Here is a 17955-nt window from a genome sequence, read left to right on the forward strand (position 1 = left end):
TGGGCGGGGCCGCCGCAGGGCCCCCGCGCCCCCGCGCGCGCGTCGCGCGGTGGCGGCCGTGTCGGCGGTGGGTGCCGTGTCCGTGGCGGCGTTGATCGCCGGTTTCGCCTTCTCGGGCTCGCCGTCCAAGGGTGCCGGGGAGCAGGGTGACCGCGAGGGGGTGACCACCGGGCAGTCCGACGTGCCGTCCGCGGAGACGGACGCGTCCGCACCGGCAGGGGCGCCGGACGCCACCGGCGCCCCGTCGGCCGGGTCCGCCTCCCCGAGTGCGAGCGCCTCCGGCGGGGACCGGGAGGCCGGCGGGTCGCCGTCCTCGCCCGCCGCCGGTGTCTCCACCACTTCCGCACCGAGCCTCCCCACGGCTACCCCCACCGTCTCCACCGCGCCGGGTGACCCTGGTGCGGGCGAGAACGACGACCGGCCGGGCCGGGGCCAGGGGCCGAAGTGGACCAGGTAGACACGGTCACGGTCGGCGCCGCCCTGGTGCGGGCCGGTGCCCGGTCGGCGGGCTGAGCCGGCTCCACCCTGCCGTGTGCCCCCGGGACGACCTGCTCCGGGCAGGCTCGCGTGCGGAGGGCCGCCCGGACGCGGGCGCCCGTGCGGGCCGGCCCGGCGGTCGCGCATGCCCGGAACCCGGCCGGTGCGGGTGACACCCCTGCCGGACCATGTCCCCCGGTGACGTTACCGGCGGAAACATGGCCTTGCCCCGCCGGTGTCCCCATGCTGACAATGCGCATGACAATCTCGGGGCGGCCGGAGGACTTCCGGTCGCCCGACGCCGCATTGAGGGGACCCCCCATGAGAAAACCTCTCGTCGTCGCGCTCTGTGCCCTGGCCCTCGCCGGGGCGGGCGCGACCCCCGCGGTCGCCGCCGCGCCTTCCCCCACGGGCGCGGACACGACCACGGGCGCGGTCCCGACCACGTTGACGGACGTCGTCGACGACACGGTCGGGACCGTGGCGGACACCCTGTCCGGACTCACCGCGCCGAAGGCCGGCGCGGTGAACTTCGCGGGCACGGTCTCGCTCAGCAACTGCTCCGGCTCCGTCGTCCGCATGCCCGACTCGGCGGCCGACGACCCGGCGCTCGTGCTCACCAACGGCCACTGCCTGGAGAGCGGCTTCCCCGCGCCCGGCCAGGTCCTCGTCGACCGGGCGTCCAGCCGCAGCTTCGGCCTGCTGAACTCCTCCGGCGCCAAGGTCGCCACCCTGCGCGCCGACCGGCTCGTGTACGCGACCATGACCGACACGGACGCCGCGATCTACCGGCTCGGCACGACGTACGCGCAGATCAAGAGCGCCTACGGCATCGACCCGTTGACCCTGAGCGACGTCCGGCCGGCGGCCGGCACGGCCATCAGCGTGGTGTCCGGCTACTGGAAGCGGATCTACACCTGCTCCATCGACGGATTTGCCTACCGCATGAAGGAGGGCGACTGGACCTGGAAGGACTCGGTCCGTTACACCTCCGCCTGCAACACCATCGGCGGCACCTCCGGCTCACCGGTCGTCGACAGCGCCACCGGCCAGGTGGTCGCCGTCAACAACACCGGCAACGAGGACGGCGAGCGCTGCACCGTCAACAACCCGTGCGAGGTCGACGAGAACGGCGTCGTCACGGTCCGCAAGGGCATCAACTACGCCCAGCAGACCTATCTGTTCCCCGCCTGCTTCGGCGTGGACAACAGGCTCGAGCTGAGCGCGAGCGGCTGCGCCGTCCCCAAGCCGTAGACCGTGGAGGGCGGGCGGTCAGCGGGGAGTCCTGCGGACCGCCCGTCCCGCCAGGACGTCCGTGCGCCGCCCGTCCTCGATGACGAACCGCCCGTCGACCAGCACGTACGGGATGCCCGTGGGAAGCGTCCGGGGCTCGGCGAAGGTGGAACCGGCGGCCACCGTGCGCGGGTCGAAGAGCACCAGGTCCGCCTTGTAGCCCTCGCGGACCAGCCCCCGGTCCGGCAGCCGCAGCCGCGCGGCCGGGCGCGAGGTCAGATGCGCGACGCACTCCTCCAGCGACAGCACCCCCAGCTCCCGCACGTAGTGCCCGAGGTAGTGCGGGAACGTGCCGTAGGCGCGCGGATGCGGCTTGGCGCCCTGCAGGATGCCGTCGGAGCCGCCGGTGTGCACCCGGTGCCGCATGATCGCGCGGACGTTCTCCTCGTGGCCGACGTGCTGGAGGATCGTCGGGGCGAGCCTGTCCTTCAGGAGCAGGCCGCGCGCGACGGCCCAGGGCGACTCGCCGCGCTCCCGCGCCGAGTCGAGGACCGTCCGGCCGACGTACTCGCCCAGCGCCTGATCGCCGACGCCCGAGATCTCGATGGTCTCCCACTCCACGGGCACGCCGTGGCAGCCGTCCGAGCCGATGTCCTCCAGGTGGTGGCGGATCCGCTCGGCCGCCTCCTCGTCCGCGAGCCGCCGCAGGACCTCCTCAGGGCCGCCCTCGCTCGCCCAGCTCGGCAGCAGCGCCACGAGGGTGGTGCAGCCCGGGGTGTAGGGGTAGGTGTCGAGCGTGATGTCGGCACCGGCGTCCAGCGCCTCGTCCAGCAGGGACAGCAGCTCGGGCGCGCGGCCCCGGTTCACGCCGAAGTTCATCGTGGCGTGCGCGAGGTGCAGCGGACAGTCCGCCTCCCGGGCCAGCGCCACCATCTCCGCGTACGCCCCGAGCGCCCCGGCGCCGTAGGAGCGGTGGTGCGGGCAGTAGTAGCCGCCGTACGACGCCACCACCCGGCACAGCTCGGTGAGTTCGGCGTCCTCGGCGTACATCCCGGGCGTGTACGTCAGCCCCGAGGACATGCCGACCGCGCCCTGCTCCATGCCCTCCGCGACCAGCTGCCGCATCCGGTCCAGCTCTCCGGGCGTGGCCTGCCGGTCCTCCCAGCCGACGGCGAGCGCCCGGACCGTGCCCTGCGGGATCAGGTACGCGGCGTTGACCGCGATGCCCCGGTCGAGGCGGTCCAGGTACCCGCCCACCGACCGCCAGTCGAAGTCGACGTCGTCGCCGGGGCCGTTCCAGCCGGCGATCGCCCGGCGCACCTCGCCGAGCGTCCGGTCGTCGACCGGCGCGTACGACAGCCCGTCCTGGCCCAGGACCTCGAGGGTGACGCCCTGCGCGGCCTTGGCGCTGTGGTCGGGGTCGCGCAGCAGCGCCAGATCGCTGTGGGCGTGCATGTCGATGAAGCCGGGGGCCAGCACCAGCCCCTCGGCGTCCAGTTCACGGCGGGCCTTCGGGCGCTGACAGCCGGCGTCCGCCGCCTCCTTCACGATGGAGACGACGCGTCCGCCGTCCACCACCACGTCCGCGCGGTACGACCAGTCGCCGGAGCCGTCCACGACGTCCGCGTCCCGGATGACGAGCTCTTCCATGTGCCGGCCTCCTAGAAGAACGTACGGACGTAGTCGACGACCGTGCCGTCCGCCTCCGCCACGGGGACGAGCACCCACTTGTCGAAGGACGTGCACGGGTGGGACAAGCCGAACCCGACCCAGTCTCCCACCTCCAGAGCGGCCTCCCCGGTGGTGCGCAGCCACGCGTGCTGGTCGGACAGCCCGGTCACCGAGATCCCGGCGGCCGGGTACTCGGCGCCGTCCCGGCGGACCACCTGGGCGCACGGCAGATCGAGGTCGTAGGCCGCGTCACGCTTGCCCGCGTTGGTGAACGCCTGCTCGGCGGACGGCCGGGACACCACCTGCGTCCACAGCCGGAACGCCGGTTCCAGCGCGCCCTCCTCCGGGACCCGGTTGAAGGGGGTCAGCCTGCGGTAGTGGCCGTCGTCGTGCGAGACGTACGCCCCCGAGCGCAGCAGCTTCAGCACGGGGGAGGAGAGCTCCGGGATCCCGGCGAAGACGTCCGCCACCGCGTCGAACCAGGCGCTGCCGCCCGCGCTCACCACGATCTCGTCGAGCCCCGCGAACCGCCCCGCCCGGTCGAAGTCCACGGCGAGGGACACCAGCCGCCTCAGCCAGGCGTGCACCCGCTTTGGGTCCGCCCCCGGCACCTCGCCCTCGTAGCCGGCGACCCCGGCCAGCCGCAGCGACCGGGCCCCGGCCACCGCGTCGGCGACGGCGGCGCACTCCGCCTCCGTCCGCACACCGGTGCGCGCATCCTCGCCGGCGGCGAGTTCGACGACCACGTCCACGGGCCGGGAGGCGCCGCTCAGGGCCGCGTCCATCAGCTCGGCCCCGCGCACGGAGTCGACGTAGCAGACGAAGCGGAAGGCGGGGTCGGTGTCCAGCTCGCCGGCGATCCACCGCAGGGCCGCCGCGTCCACCAGCTCGTTGGCGAGGAAGATCCGCTGGACGCCGAACGCCCGCGCCACCCGCACCTGGTGCGGGACGGCCAGGGTGATACCCCACGCGCCGTGTTCGATCTGGCGGTGGAAGAGCTGCGGGGCCATGGAGGTCTTGCCGTGCGGGGCGAAGGCGAGCCCGTGCCGGGCGGCATACGTCTCCATCAGCCTCAGGTTGTGCTCCAGGCGCTCGGCGGAGAGGGCGAGCACGGGGGTGGTGAAGCCGCCGGTGAAGAGGTTGCGGCGCTGGGCGGCCAGCTCGCCGACGGTCAGTCCCTCGGCGTCCGGCGGGAGGCCCTTGAAGCGGTGGTCGACCCGTTCCTCGGTGAGACGGGCGAGAGCGTCGGTGCCGGAGACCATCGGGGAACCTCCCTGATCAGGCGTGTTGCGTTATGTGCAACACCCATTGCGTATATCGCTTACCGCTGTCTAACATCTCGGCCACGCGGGGTCAACGGACACCGCTTCGACCCCGCCGCAGACGAGGAGCCCCGCCATCGTGACCGCCACCGGACCCTGCACCGCCCCCGACGTCGTCGACGTCGTCGCGCTCGGCGAGTCCATGGTGACGTTCCTGCCCTCCCGGCCGGGCCGCCTCGCCGACGTCCCGTCCTTCGAGCGGGGCATCGGCGGCGCGGAGTCCAACGTGGCGTGCGTGCTCGCGGCCGCGGGGCACACCACCCGGTGGATCAGCAGGGTCGGCGCCGACGGCTTCGGCGACCACCTCGTCGAGACGATCGGCGGATACGGGGTGGACGTGTCCCGCGTCCGCCGCGACCCGGACCGGCCCACCGGCGTCTACTTCCGCACGGCCGGCGACCGCTCGAGCGACGCCCACGAGGTCGCGTACTACCGGGCCGGTTCGGCGGCGTCCGCGATGTCGCCGGACGGCGTGGACCTGGACGCCGCACGCGCCGGGCGCGTCCTGCACCTGTCCGGCATCACGGCGGCCCTCTCCGCCGGCTGCCTGGACCTGCTGCGGAAGCTGACCGCCCCCCACCCCGCCCGGCCCCTGGTCTCCTTCGACGTCAACCACCGCCCGGGCCTGTGGCGCGACACCCACGGCCCCGAGGTCCTCCTGGAACTGGCCCGCCGCGCGGACGTCGTCTTCGTGGGAGAGGACGAGGCGGAAGAGGCGTGGGGCGTCACGGGCGGACCGTCGCCGATCCGGGAAGCCCTGCCCGAACCGGACACCCTGGTGGTGAAGCAGGGCGCACACGGAGCCACGGCCTTCTGCCGCCCACCCGCGGGCGGCACCGCCGGCGGCCGCGCGACAACCCCCCGCCCGGCCACGACCGCCCCGGCCCTGCAAGTCGACGTCGTCGCGACGACCGGCGCCGGTGACGCCTTCGCCGCGGGTTTCCTCTCCGCCACCCTGCGCGGCCTGCCCGTACGGGACCGCCTCCGCCACGGCCACCTCATGGCGGCAGCCGCCCTCACCACCCCCGGCGACCTCGCCCCGCCCCCCACCCGCGCCCACGCGGACCGCCTCGCCGCCCTCGACGACACCGCGTGGGGGAGACTGCGACTCGGCCCCGGCTGGACACAGGCCGACGAAGAGGCCGACGAGGAGGTACGCACCCCATGAGCCAGACCGTAGACCGCGCCCTGAGCATCCTTCCGCTGCTCGCGGAGGGCCCCGCCGACCTCGGACAGGTCGCCGACCGCCTCGGCGTGCACAAGTCCACGGCCCTGCGCCTGCTGCGCACGCTCCACGAGCACGGCATGGTCTACCGCCAGTCCGACCAGCGCTACCGCCTCGGCGCACGCCTCTTCGCCCTCGCCCAGGAGGCGATGGAGAACCTCGACGTCCGCGAGATCGCCCACGCCCACCTCGTACGCCTCAACGAGAGCTGCGGACACACCGTCCACCTCGCCGTGTACGAGGAGAACGAGGTGCTCTACATCGACAAGGTGGAGAGCCGCTACCCGGTGCGCATGTACTCGAGGATCGGCAAGCCCGTCGCCATCACCGTCGCGGCCGTGGCCAAGCTCCTCCTCGCCGACCTGCCCGAGCACGAGCGCCGCGCCCTCGCGGAGAAGCTCGACTACCCCATGTACACGGCCCGTTCGACACCCAGCGCCGCCGCGTTCCTCCAGGAACTGGCCACGGTGCGCGAACAGGGCTGGGCCACCGACCTCGGCGGCCACGAGGAGTCCATCAACTGCGTCGCCGCGCCGATCCGCGGCGCCGACGGCCGGGTGGTCGCCGCGATGTCGGTGTCCGCGCCGAACGTCGTCGTCACCGCGGACGAACTCCTCACCCTGCTGCCGCTGGTGCGCCGTACGGCGGACACGATCAGCGGCGAGTACTCCGGCAGAACCCCAGTGAAGGGCACCTCCGCATGACCGAGAAGACCGCGCTCACCCCCGCCACCCACACCACCCCGCCCGCGAGGTTCTCCCACGGCGTCCGCAAGGGCAACATCCTCCAGGTCGCCGGCCAGGTCGGCTTCCTGCCGCACGAGGAGGGCAGGGTTCCCACCCCGGCCGGGCCGACCCTGCGCGAGCAGACCCTCCAGACCCTCGCCAACGTCAAGGCGATCCTCGAAGAGGGCGGCGCCGGCTGGGACGACGTGATGATGATCCGCGTCTACCTCACCGACGTGGACCACTTCGCGGAGATGAACGAGATCTACGACGCCTACTTCGAGGAACAGGGCCTCACCCGGCCGCCCGCCGCCCGCACGACCGTCTACGTCGGTCTCCCCGCCGGGCTCCTCGTCGAGATCGACGCGCTCGCCGTCCTCGGCTGACCCGCACCCGTCCCCTTCCCCCCCCCCCGCCGTACGCCCTCACGGCACGGTGTCCCTCCCCTGGGACGCCGTGCCGCGATCCCCCCTGCCCGAAAGCCGCATGCACTTACCCAGAGGACCCCCGCATGTCCCATCCGTCCCTCCCGCTCGCCGCCACCGCACCCGTGGAGACACCACCGCACACCGGAGGACTGCTCCTCCTCGTCGACGGCACCGCGGGCCTGCTGACCGTCGCCGCGATCGGCATCGCCCTCCTGCTCTTCCTGATCATCAAGGTCCGGCTCCAGCCCTTCGTCGCCCTGCTCGGCGTCTCCATAGCCGTCGGCCTGATGGCCGGCCTGTCGGTCACCGAACTCTTCGGCACCGTCCAGCGTTCGGACGCGGTGTCCACCATCGAGTCCGGTATGGGCGGCATCCTCGGCCATGTCGCGATCATCATCGGCCTGGGCACCATGCTCGGCGCGATCCTCGAAGTCAGCGGCGGGGCGGAGGTGCTGGCGGGCCGGCTGCTCGGCCTGTTCGGCGAGAAGCGGGCCCCGCTCGCCATGGGCCTGACCGGTCTGATCTTCGGCATCCCGGTCTTCTTCGACGTCGGCATCTTCGTCCTCGCGCCGATCGTGTACGCCGCGGCCAAGCGCTCCGGCAAGTCGATCCTGCTCTACTGCCTCCCCCTCCTCGCCGGCCTCTCCGTCACCCACGCTTTCCTGCCCCCGCACCCGGGCCCGGTGGCCGCCGCCGGACTGCTCGACGTGGACCTGGGCTGGGTCATCCTGATGGGCGTCGTCTGCGGTCTGCCGGCCGTCGTCGCCGCCTGGGCCTACTCCGCCTGGGTCGGCAGGCGGATCTTCGTCGCCGTACCGCAGGACATGGTCGAGGCCGCGCAGGAGGCCAAGGACGCCGTCGTCGCCGAGCAGCGCGCCTGTGGGGTCGAGCCGCGGGAGACGCCGGTGCCGCTCGGCACGGTCCTCGGCATCATCGGTACGCCGCTCCTGCTCATCCTCGCGGCGACCTTCTCCTCGATCGCCCTGGACCCCTCCACCCCGCGCTCGGTGATCGAGTTCTTCGGCCACCCGTTCGTGGCGCTCACCCTCGCCCTGTTCCTCGCGTACTACCTGCTGGGCATCCGGCGCGGCTGGTCCCGCAGGTCCCTGGAGACGGTCTCCACGTCCTCGCTGAAGCCGGTGGGCAACATCCTGCTGGTGGTCGGGGCGGGCGGCGTCTTCGGCGCCGTCCTCAAGGCCAGCGGGGTCGCCCAGGCGCTGTCCGACACCTTCAACGACGTCGGCCTCCCGGTGATCGTGCTGTCCTACCTGATCTCCGTGGTGCTGCGGGTCGCGCAGGGCTCGGCGACGGTGGCGATCGTGACGACGGCGGGCATCGTGGCGCCGCTGCTGGCCGAGGGGGACCACTCCCAGGCGTTCGTGGCGCTCGTCATCATGGCCATCTCGGCGGGTTCCATCTTCGCGTCGCACGTCAACGACGGCGGGTTCTGGATGGTCGCCAAGTACTTCGGCATCAGCGAGCGGGACACGCTCAGGACGTGGACGGTGCTGGAGAGCGTGCTGTCCGTGGCCGGGTTCGTGGTCGCCGCCGCGCTCAGCCTGGTCGTGTGAGCCGGGGTGCCTGTGTAGGCGTCTGATAACGAAGTTGGGGGCTGGCTGTGTCCGGCACAGGTTTGTCGACCATACTCCTGCGGTGTGGAGCAGCGCATAGGTTCGAGCAGCCAGCCCCTGGAAGGCGCCGGATTCGACCCGGCATTCATCCCCGGGCTCACCTCGCCCGCGTCCGTCCGGAAGGAGGACGCGGGCGCCGGGGCGGACGAGCCCGAGGACGGCACGCCACCCGGCGCGGAGGCCGGGACGGAGCCGGAGGAGGAGACCGCCGGGGAGTCCGGGGTCCCGGAGAAGGCGGCCGGGAAGGCCCTGGGCCCGCAGGAGGACTCCGAGCCCTCCGAGGAGGACCCGGAGCCCGCCCCGGACGGCCCCGTCTTCGAGGCGTCCGACCGCCGGGCCAGGATCGTCGCCGACCACAGCGGTGTCCATCTGCGCCTGGACGACCAGGAGTGCGAGTTCCGCTGGGACGAGATCGGCGCGGTGGAGACGGAGACCGCCCGCTTCGGCAAGCGCTACACGGTCACCGTCCACACCACCGAGCGCCGCTGGTACCCCCTCGAGATCGAGGCCCCGTCCAGGAGCCGCTTCGCCGAGTGGGACGCGGCCCTGGACGCGGTCCTGGACGAGTACTTCGAGGAGGACGGCGGCGCCGCGCCCGCACAGGACACCGGCGACGAGCCGTCCTGAGGGTCCCGGGGGCGGCCGGCGGTCAGCCGCAGTACTGCCCGGCCTTGCCGATGGAGCGGTACATGCAGTCGGCGTTCTCCAGGAGTTGGAGCACGGCGTCCCGGTTGCGGGACGTCTCCCGCTCGATGACCTCGTCGGGCGGGTAGAAGCCGCCGTTCCAGGAGGACGTCGGGTACATCTCGAAGGTGTAGCCGAAGATCTTGTGCGCACCCCAGAGGTAGTCGTCGATCGACCCGTCCGTGATGTACAGGTCGCTGGACTGCTGGGGTGTGTACCCGTTGCTCGCGGCCATCTTCTGGCCGACGGCCTTGAACGCGGCGTGGTCGTCGGCCGTCATCCCGGTGGTGGTGTCGGAGTAGGTGTAGCCGAACGGCCACAGCACGAGCTCGCTGTAGGTGTGGAAGTCGATGCCCGCCTTGATCTGCTGCACCCCGCCCACGACCCGGCTGCGCACGAAGTCGGCGACGACCTTCACCTCGGGCGCGGACTCGGGGGCCGAACCCCGGTAGGTCTCGGAGGACTTGGAGCCGGAGGAGCCGCCGCAGCAGCCCCAGCGGTAGTCCCAGTTGCGGTTCAGGTCCGTCCCGACGTACGACGAACCGGAGTTGGGCTGGCGGTTCTTGCGCCAGGAGCGGTAGGAGCCGGAGGCGATGTCGTACTCGCCGCCGTCCGGGTTGAGGTCCGGGACGATCCAGATCTCCCGTCCGTCGACCATGTTCCTGATCCGGGGGTCGCTGCCGTATCCCGCGCCGAGTTCGCGCAGCAGGTACAGGGCCATCTCCACGGTGAGGTGTTCGCGGGCGTGCTGGTGGTGGGTGAAGAGGACCTCGGGCTCGTTCTCGTCCGTGGCCACGTTGTCGCTGATCTTGATGGCGACGATGTCCCGGCCCTGGTAGGACGTGCCGATCACCCGCTTGCTCATGATGGACGGGTACGCCGCCAGCCGCTGGTCGATCTCCGCGTTCATCTCGGCGTAGTTGTGGTACCGGGAGTCGGCCGACGGGAAGTCGTACAGCCGCACGCCGTCGGCGGCCGAGGAGCGGTCCGGTGCCGCGCCCAGCGGCGTGACCTCGTAGCCCTGGCGGCGCAGCGCCCGGATCTGGTCGGCGCGTCCGGAGACCACCACGGTCTCCTCGTCCGCCTCGTCCACGGTGACCCCGGAGCGCTGGATGGCCGTACGGGTCACGGGAGTGGTGTGCTGGTGGATCTCGTACTGGCGGACGTCGTCGGCCGAGGGGGCCGGCCGGTCGGCGCTGTCGGCGCCGGCCTGGGAGGCCGTCAGCGACAGGGGTGCCGCCAGGGCGAGGGCGAGCAGGGTGGCGAGCGCGGCGGAACGTCTGCCGCGTGGGCGGAGTCGCATGAAGTCTCCTTGTGGGAGGTGGGGGTTGTCCATGGCGACGTGCGTGGTGCGGTGCGGTCATCCTCAGTGCATGGCATGATCAGGTCAAGGCACTGTTTCCGGTCGGCGGCCGGACCGGGGCGCGTCCCGTGAAGATCCCGGCACGCCCTCTTGTCCGACGGGCGGCCGTCCGCTTTCTTGGCCCCATGGCGGACACCACGGGAAACATCCAGGACACCGGGACGGCGAGCGCGCCCGGCCCCGACCCGCGCACCTCCAGTTGGCGGTACATCGGCCCCGGCATCGTCGTCGCCGCGACCGGTGTGGGCGCCGGCGACCTCGTGGCCACACTCATCGCCGGCAGCAACTTCGGCTACACGCTGCTGTGGGCCGCGGTCGTCGGCTGCCTGGTGAAGATCTCCCTCGCCGAGGCGTGCGGCCGGTGGCACCTGTCCACCGGCCGTACGCTCTTCGACGGCTGGGCGAGCCTCGGCCGCTGGACGACGTGGTTCTTCGCCGGCTACGCCGTGATCTGGGGCTTCGTCTACGGCGCGGCGGCGATGTCGTCCAGCGCCCTGCCGCTCCAGGCGCTGTTCCCGGACGTGATGGACCTCGAGTGGTGGGGCATCGCCTGCGGTCTGGCCGGCCTGGTGTTCGTCTGGTTCAACCGGTACGCCGTCTTCGAGAAGGTCATGACGGTGCTGGTCGGCGTCATGTTCGTGGTGACCGTCTATCTGGCGGTCCGGGTCACGCCCCACCTCGGTGACGCCTTCGCCGGACTCCTGCCGGTCCTCCCGGACGAGAAGGACTCGGTCCTCAACACCCTCGGCCTGATCGGTGGTGTCGGCGGCACCATCACGCTGGCGGCGTACGGCTACTGGGTCAACGCCAAGGGCTGGACCGGCACCGGCTGGATGAGGATCATGCGGCTGGACAACCGGGTCGCCTACGCCACCACCGGCATCTTCGTCGTCGCGATGCTCTTCGTCGGCGCCGAGCTGCTGCACTCGGCGAACATCGCGATCGCGAGCGGCGACAAGGGCCTGATCCAGCTCGGCGGCGTCCTGGAGGAGCAGTACGGCACCGCGACCGGCAAGCTGTTCCTGATCGGCTTCTTCGCCACCTCCTTCACCTCCCTGATCGGCGTCTGGCACGGCGTGAGCCTGATGTTCGCCGACTTCCTGGCCCGGCAGCGCGGCGAACGTCAGGCGCGGGGCGACGCGCTGGCCTCCGGGCGGCGCGAACGCTCCTGGGCCTTCCGCGCCTACCTCCTCTGGCTCACCTTCCCGCCCATGGTCCTGCTCTTCCAGGGCCAGCCCTTCCGCCTGGTCATCATCTACGGCGTCCTGGGCGCCGCCTTCATGCCGTTCCTCGCCCTGACCCTGATGTGGCTCCTCAACTCCGCCCGCACGCCCCGCGAGTGGCGCAACGGGCCGCTCAGCAACACCATGCTCGCCCTCGCCGGCCTGCTGTTCCTGGTGCTGTGCGTCAAGCAGGTCTGGGACCAGCCCTGGTCGGAGTTCTTCTGACGGGCGGCTACCGCAGTCCCTCCCACTTCCCGCTGAGCGCGATCTCCTTCAGCCGGTCCACGGTCAGCGCGGGGGTGGCGCGGGTGGCGTCCTGATGCTGGGCCCCGGTGTTGAAGGCGCTGATCACCACCCGGAACCCGTCGGGCCGCATGGTGTCGGCGGTCCACATCAGGACGCCCTCGCCGCCCTTCTCACCCGGCCCCTCGCGCGTGGCGACCAGGGTGCCGTCGGGGAGGGTCTCGGCCTCGCCGTAGAGCTGATCCGCGACATCGGACATGTCGGGCTGCACATTGACCTGGACGAGGCTCCTGCCCTTGCCGTCGTCGATGACGAGGTAGGCGTACTCGGTCTCCTGGCCGCCCCGGTCCACCACGGTGAGCCCCTTCGGCAGCAGGCCGGCCAGGGGCGCGCCGATCGACTCGCCCGCGGCCCCCGGCGGCGGGGCGTCCGGGGCGCCGGTGGCCGGCGGCCTGCGGTCCTCGGGCATGGCGTCCACGACGCGCCGCCACGCGCCGGCGGTGACGATGCGCTTCAACTCCTCCAGTGACAGCGGGGGTTCCGCACGGGAGACCGGGGCCCCCTTCTCCGCCGCGGCGTTCCACTCGCTCAGCGACACGTGCTGCCCGTCGGCCGTCACCAGCTCGGCGGACCACCGCTTCGTGTCCTCACGCCGGTCGGGGTACTCGTAGCCCCGGTACAGCATGAGCAGTGAGCCGTCGGGCAGCCGGCCGGAGGTGCAGTCGTCGTACTCGACGAGCGCCCTGTCCGGGCACGTCGTCACCTCCCTGACCTCCCGGCTGCCGGCCTCCAGGCGGCCGAAGCCGACACCGATGGCCGCGGCGCCCTCCCCGTCGTCGTACACGACGTGCGCGAACGGGGGCGTGTCCCCCCGGGTGCCGTTCGCCGCCTCCTGGCTGAACTCACCGTCGGGCAGGAGCCCCTTGAGGGTGCGGAGGAGGTCGTCGCCGGAGAAGGACGCGGCGGCGGTGGCGGACGCGGACGCGGCCGGTTTCGCGGCGGCGGACGACCGGTCGGGTCCCAAGGAGTCACCGCCCGGCACGAGCAGCGCGCCGCCCACCCCGACGAGGGCGATACCGGCCGCGCCCCCGAGCACGGCCGTCCGCCGCAGCAGCTGGGCGCGCCGCCCGCGGACCCGGCCCCCGGCGGTGAGGGCGGCCGGGTCGGCGTCGAAGCCGTCCCCGGCGTCGCGCAGCGCGGCGGCGAGCCGCTCCTCGAAGGGGTCGTGGTGCTGACTTCCGGGCATGACGAGCCACCCTTTCGGCAAGGTGTGAGTGATCGGGTCCTGAGGGGCGGGGCGGCCCGCCTCAGGGTCTGGAGTACGCCGCGAGGTCCTCGCCCAGCAGCTCCCGCAACCGGCCGAGCGCACGGACACACCGCGTCCGCACGGCCGCCGAGCTGACGTTCAGCACGTCGGCGGTCTCCTCGACCGAGCGGTCCTCCCAGTACCGCAGAACGACGACGGCCCGGTCCTTGGCGGGCAGCCGGGCGAGCGCGGCCATCAGGGTCAGCCGCAGGGACGCGTCCCCGTCGGCGGCACCCGGCAGGTCGGGGAACACGTCCGTCGCCCGCTCACGGCTGCTGCGCCGCCGCTGGTGGGCGAGGAACGCACGGGTGAGCACCGTCTGCGCGTACCCGGCCGGATTCCCGACCCGGCTGACGCGTCCCCAGCGGACGTACAGCCGCCCGAAGGTCTCCTGCACGAGATCCTCGGCCAGGTGCGTGTCCCCCGCGGTGAGCAGACACGCGGAGCGGTACAGGTGGCCGGCCCGCGCCGCCGCGAACTCGGCGTACTCGTCCGCCCGTCCCTGCCTCATACGCCGCGCCCCCCGTGCCCGTCCCGCCGCCCGCTGCCTTCACCTCATTGATGCGGTGGGGCGGGGGAAATGTTTCACACGGACTTCGCGGCGTCGGCCCGGCGGACGAAAGGGGCCCCGCCCACAGTGGTGTGGGCGGGGCCGGGGGGAGGGAGGACGACCGTGGTTACGGCAGGGCGTGCACGTGCGGGCCGACCGCGTTCGACCAGGCGTTGCCCGCCGTGGCGTCCCAGTTGGTGGACCAGGTCATCGCGCCCCGCAGGGACGGGTAGGTCCGGGAGGGCTTGAAGGTGCCGCAGTTGGTGCCCCGCGTCAGGCAGTCCAGGGCGTTGTTCACCACGGACGGGGAGACGTAGCCGCTGCCCGCGCCCCGGGTCGAGGCCGGCAGGCCGAGGCCCACCTGGGACGGGTCGAGGCCGCCCTCGAGCTGGATGCAGGCGAGCGCGGTGAGGAAGTCCACCGAGCCCTGGCTGTAGACCTTGCCGTCGCAGCCCAGCATGGAACCGCTGTTGTAGTACTGCATGTTGACGACCGTGAGGATGTCCTTCACGTTCAGCGCGGTGCGGAAGTAGGAGTTGGACGTCGACTGCATGTCGATGGTCTGCGGGGCCATCGTGAGGACCATCGACGGGCCCGCCTTCGCCGACAGCGAGCGCAGCGCCTGCGTCATGTACGTCGCGTTGAGGCCGTTCTCCAGGTCGATGTCGACGCCGTCGAAGCCGTACTCCCGCATCAGCGCGTACACCGAGTCGGCGAAGTTCGCCGCGGAGGCGGAGTCGTTCACCGAGACGGTGCCCTTCTCCCCGCCGACCGAGATGATGACCTTCTTCCCGGCCGCCTGCTTGGCCCGGATGTCCGCCTTGAACTGGTCCACGGTGTAGCCGTTCAGGCCCGCGGAGTCCAGGTTGAAGGTGACGGCGCCCGGAGTGCCGGTGGCGTCGGCGAAGGCGACCGCGATGATGTCGTAGTGGGACGGGACGTCCGAGATCTTCTGGACCGTGGCGCCGTTGTTGAAGTTCTGCCAGTAGCCGGTCACCGCGTGCCTGGGCAGGTCGCCGCCCCCGCCGCCGCTGTCGTCCGTCCGCGCCGACACCGCCGCCGACTTCGGCGACTCGCCCGCCGCGTTGGTCGCCGCGACCTGGAAGGAGTACGACGTCGAGGCCGCGAGCCCGGTCACGGTCGCCGAGGTGCCGGTCACGGCCGTCACCTTGGTGCCGTCCCGGTAGACGGAGTAGCCCGTCGCGCCCGACACCGGGTTCCACGCCAGTGACACCGACGAGGACGTCGTGCCGGAGACGCCGAGCCCGCCCGGGGTGCCCGGGATCGTGGGCTCCTGGTCACCGCCGCCGCCCCCGTCGGGGCCGAACACCGACAGGTCGTCCACGTGGTACGCCGCCTGGCCGTACCAGCCGTGGGTGTAGACCGTCACCGAGGTGGTGGAGGGGCCGGTGGTGAAGCTCGTCGACAGCTGCTTCCAGCTTCCGGAGTCCGGTGTCCAGGTGGACACGTCCGTCGTGCCGGTGCCGGTCACGCCCAGGTAGGCGTACCCGCCCTGCACCCAGCCGCTCAGCGCGTACGTCGAGCCGGGCCGCACCGCGACCGTCTGGGTGCAGCGGGCGTTGTCCTGCCCGGCCGGGGTCGCCTTGAGGGCGGCCGTCCCGCCGTGCACCGGGGAGGATACGGTGCTGCCGCTGTTCGCCGAGCAGGTCCAGCCGCTCAGGCCCGCCTCGAAGCCTGCGTTCTGGACGTTGTTGACGTCAGCCGCGGACGCCTGGCCCGCGCCCACGAGGGGAAGGGTCAGTGCGAGGGCGGAGACGAGGGCTCCGGCCCAGACGCGTCTGCGGCCGGACGTTCGTGGTGCGCGGTCCACTGTGGGGCCTCCGGTGGGGGAGTCGGGGAGGGGGAGCGACGGTGGCCACCGTTGGAGGACAAGGTGGTCCAGACCAATCCCGTTGTCAATAGGTCCGGACCGGAAATGCCGTTGTCCGGTGGGGAATAGGGCCGCGGTCGACGGGGAAGCGTGGGTCCTGGGACCCCGGGGCGGCATCCGGCGTCAAGCCGGTGCACAGGACCCACACCACTGGGTCCGGATCGAGACCGGCGAGATGCTCGACCTGCCCCGGTTTGACGCACCTTGTGCACCAGTAGTTGCTGTTCAGCTACACAAACGCTGTTCTCCGGTCACGGACCCGCGGTTACAGTGCTCACGTAGTCACGCAGTGAAGTCACCGGGGTCGTCGTCAGTGACGCCCGGTGGGCTGCCGGGCATGGGGAGAACGGGGAGCCGCGCGTGCCAACTGCCATTGCCGTGACCGGCGCCGACATGGCGTTGCCGGCGCAGGACGAACGGACCCTGCCCGCGGTCGTGCTGCGCGACATCGACACCCGCCCGCTCGAAGAGGCCGTGGGCGAACTGCAGATGCTCATCGAGCAGCACGGCCACGTCATCGTCGTCTGCTCCCCGGCCGCCCCCACCGCCGTCCAGCGGCGGCTGCACACCCTGCGCTCCCTCCTGGAGAGCGACCGGATAGCCGTCTTCCGCCCCGATCTGCCACCGCTCGGACTGGCCGTCCTGGCACGCCAGTTGCGGCAGCTCGCCTCCTGCGACCTCAGCCCCGGCGTCCTCGCCTCGGCCGGCCGCCTGCTGGTCCACTACCTCCACTCCGGGGCCCTGCTCGGCTCCGTGGCCCGGCTCGACCGCGTCCCCGTGAACCTGAAGCAGCACGCCAAGTCCTGGATGCCGGGCAGCCAGTTCGCCGTACTCGCCCACCCGCAGCCGCAACTCGTCCGCCTCGGCCCGGAAGCCACCCTCGACGGCCCCGAGTTCGGCACCTGGATGCTGGTCGCCAAGGGGCAGCTCCAGTCGGACTGGGTCGGGGCGACCCTGGCCCCGGCCTGGAACGTGCAGGGGCTGCGCGAGACGCCGCTGCCCGCCGCGTCCCCGGGCTGGTGGGGCACCGGGAAGATCATCGAGTTCTGCACCTACCTGCCCGACCTGTCCGTCCTGTACCAGCTGGTCACCTCCGTGCGGCGCGGCACCTGCCACTGGTGCGGCATCGACGTCATCGGTGACCGGTGCGTGTTCTGCTCGGCCGTACCACCCGCCCCCGAGGGCGCACCGGCTGTCTCCCGGCGCACCTGATCCCACCGCACCAGCCCGCCCGATCCCGCTCGACCGATATCCCCGATGAGGTTGTACGGCTCATGAACTCCCGTCAGCGCCGCGGCGTGATACTCCTGCTCCTGTCGGTCCTGTGCGCCCTCGGCGCGTTCGCCGGCGTGCTCTCCGTCATCAGCGACGTGAAGTCCAAGGTCGGGCCCGAGGTCACCGCGTACCGGCTGAAGTCGAACATCGCGCCCTACACCGCGCTCACCACGGACCAGTTCGAGAAGATCGGGATGCCCGAGCGGTGGCTGTCGGAGAACGCCGTCACCGACCTCGACGACATCCGGGGCAAGATCGCCGTGACCACGCTGCAGAAGGGCTCCCTGCTGCAGAGCGACATGATCGTGGACCAGCCCGAACTCCAGCCGGGACAGCAGGAGGTCGCCATCATGATCGACGCGGCCACCGGGGTCGCCGGCAAGATCACCCCCGGCTCGTCGGTGAACGTCTACGCCACCTTCGCGGGCGAGCGCGAGGGCGACCCCGCCCAGTCCAGGATCATCGTGACCAACGCCAAGGTCCTGGACGTGGGACGGCTCACCGCGCTCCAGCCGGACGAGAACGACCGCGGCCGGGAGACCACCGACGCCGTCCCGATCACCTTCGCGCTCTCCGCCATCGACGCCCAGCGCATCACCTACGCCGAGTCGTTCGCCCAGCGGGTCCGGCTCGCGCTGGTCGCGCCCGGAGGCGACACCGCCGTCCCCGAGAAGGACCGGACGTACGAACTCGCGAAGGACAAGTGAG

Annotated in this window: 15 protein-coding genes and 1 pseudogene; 10 read left to right on the forward strand and 6 right to left on the reverse strand. The window is 72.1% G+C overall.

Annotation, left to right across the window (positions count from 1 at the left end; genetic code table 11):
- Window positions 1-457, forward strand: a pseudogene (locus tag BU52_RS35380) (hypothetical protein); the annotation flags it as partial.
- A gap of 341 nt (window positions 458-798) precedes the next feature.
- Window positions 799-1731, forward strand: a complete 933-nt coding sequence (locus BU52_RS27305) for a S1 family peptidase (protein ID WP_037939289.1) — start codon at window positions 799-801, stop codon at window positions 1729-1731.
- A gap of 18 nt (window positions 1732-1749) precedes the next feature.
- Here the strand turns inward: BU52_RS27305 and BU52_RS27310 are convergent, their stop codons facing one another.
- Both BU52_RS27310 and BU52_RS27315 read right to left on the reverse strand, forming a co-directional pair.
- Window positions 1750-3360: an N-acyl-D-amino-acid deacylase family protein gene (locus BU52_RS27310; protein ID WP_037939291.1), complete on the reverse strand. Its 1611-nt coding sequence runs from the start codon at window positions 3358-3360 to the stop codon at window positions 1750-1752.
- A gap of 11 nt (window positions 3361-3371) precedes the next feature.
- On the reverse strand, window positions 3372-4643 hold the full coding sequence (locus BU52_RS27315; protein WP_037939293.1) for an amino acid deaminase: 1272 nt from the start codon (window positions 4641-4643) through the stop codon (window positions 3372-3374).
- Window positions 4644-4782: 139 nt separating this feature from the next.
- On the opposite strand from BU52_RS27315, the gene BU52_RS27320 reads away from it, so the two are divergent.
- The 5 genes from BU52_RS27320 (at window position 4783) to BU52_RS27340 (ending at window position 9339) form a co-directional block, all read left to right on the forward strand.
- A complete protein-coding gene (locus BU52_RS27320; RefSeq protein WP_037939296.1) occupies window positions 4783-5871 on the forward strand; it encodes a sugar kinase in 1089 nt (362 codons plus the stop codon).
- Window positions 5868-6632, forward strand: a complete 765-nt coding sequence (locus BU52_RS27325; RefSeq protein WP_037939298.1) for an IclR family transcriptional regulator — start codon at window positions 5868-5870, stop codon at window positions 6630-6632. Before BU52_RS27320 ends, BU52_RS27325 begins: the two co-directional genes overlap by 4 nt.
- Window positions 6629-7039 (forward strand): RidA family protein, encoded by a 411-nt coding sequence (locus BU52_RS27330; protein ID WP_037939300.1) that lies wholly within the window; start codon window positions 6629-6631, stop codon window positions 7037-7039. The genes BU52_RS27325 and BU52_RS27330 overlap by 4 nt, the downstream gene beginning before the upstream one ends.
- A gap of 125 nt (window positions 7040-7164) precedes the next feature.
- The gene (locus tag BU52_RS27335; RefSeq protein WP_037939305.1) at window positions 7165-8652 is read left to right on the forward strand and encodes a GntP family permease; all 1488 of its coding nucleotides are present in this window, start codon (window positions 7165-7167) and stop codon (window positions 8650-8652) included.
- A gap of 84 nt (window positions 8653-8736) precedes the next feature.
- A complete protein-coding gene (locus BU52_RS27340) occupies window positions 8737-9339 on the forward strand; it encodes a hypothetical protein (protein ID WP_037939308.1) in 603 nt (200 codons plus the stop codon).
- Between the two features lie 22 nt (window positions 9340-9361).
- Here BU52_RS27340 and BU52_RS27345 read toward each other — a convergent pair whose 3' ends face one another.
- Window positions 9362-10699 (reverse strand): M14 family metallopeptidase, encoded by a 1338-nt coding sequence (locus BU52_RS27345; RefSeq protein WP_037939311.1) that lies wholly within the window; start codon window positions 10697-10699, stop codon window positions 9362-9364.
- A gap of 185 nt (window positions 10700-10884) precedes the next feature.
- On the opposite strand from BU52_RS27345, the gene BU52_RS27350 reads away from it, so the two are divergent.
- A complete protein-coding gene (locus tag BU52_RS27350; RefSeq protein ID WP_037939315.1) occupies window positions 10885-12207 on the forward strand; it encodes an Nramp family divalent metal transporter in 1323 nt (440 codons plus the stop codon).
- Between the two features lie 7 nt (window positions 12208-12214).
- Here BU52_RS27350 and BU52_RS35015 read toward each other — a convergent pair whose 3' ends face one another.
- The 3 genes from BU52_RS35015 to BU52_RS27365 all read right to left on the reverse strand — a co-directional run bounded on the left by BU52_RS35015 (window position 12215) and on the right by BU52_RS27365 (window position 15912).
- Window positions 12215-13471: a hypothetical protein gene (locus tag BU52_RS35015; protein WP_037939317.1), complete on the reverse strand. Its 1257-nt coding sequence runs from the start codon at window positions 13469-13471 to the stop codon at window positions 12215-12217.
- 61 nt (window positions 13472-13532) lie between these two features.
- Window positions 13533-14042 (reverse strand): SigE family RNA polymerase sigma factor, encoded by a 510-nt coding sequence (locus BU52_RS27360; RefSeq protein ID WP_037939320.1) that lies wholly within the window; start codon window positions 14040-14042, stop codon window positions 13533-13535.
- 166 nt (window positions 14043-14208) lie between these two features.
- Entirely contained in the window at window positions 14209-15912 is a 1704-nt protein-coding gene (locus tag BU52_RS27365) for a chitinase (protein ID WP_037939322.1), read from the reverse strand.
- A gap of 438 nt (window positions 15913-16350) precedes the next feature.
- On the opposite strand from BU52_RS27365, the gene BU52_RS27370 reads away from it, so the two are divergent.
- Window positions 16351-17184 (forward strand): hypothetical protein, encoded by an 834-nt coding sequence (locus BU52_RS27370; protein ID WP_037939324.1) that lies wholly within the window; start codon window positions 16351-16353, stop codon window positions 17182-17184.
- Window positions 17185-17246: 62 nt separating this feature from the next.
- A complete protein-coding gene (cpaB, locus tag BU52_RS27375) occupies window positions 17247-17954 on the forward strand; it encodes a Flp pilus assembly protein CpaB (protein ID WP_037939327.1) in 708 nt (235 codons plus the stop codon).
- Window position 17955: the final 1 nt, after the last annotated feature.

Origin of the sequence: Streptomyces toyocaensis, assembly GCF_000725125.1 — a bacterium.
Classification (GTDB): Bacteria; Actinomycetota; Actinomycetes; order Streptomycetales; family Streptomycetaceae; genus Streptomyces; species Streptomyces toyocaensis.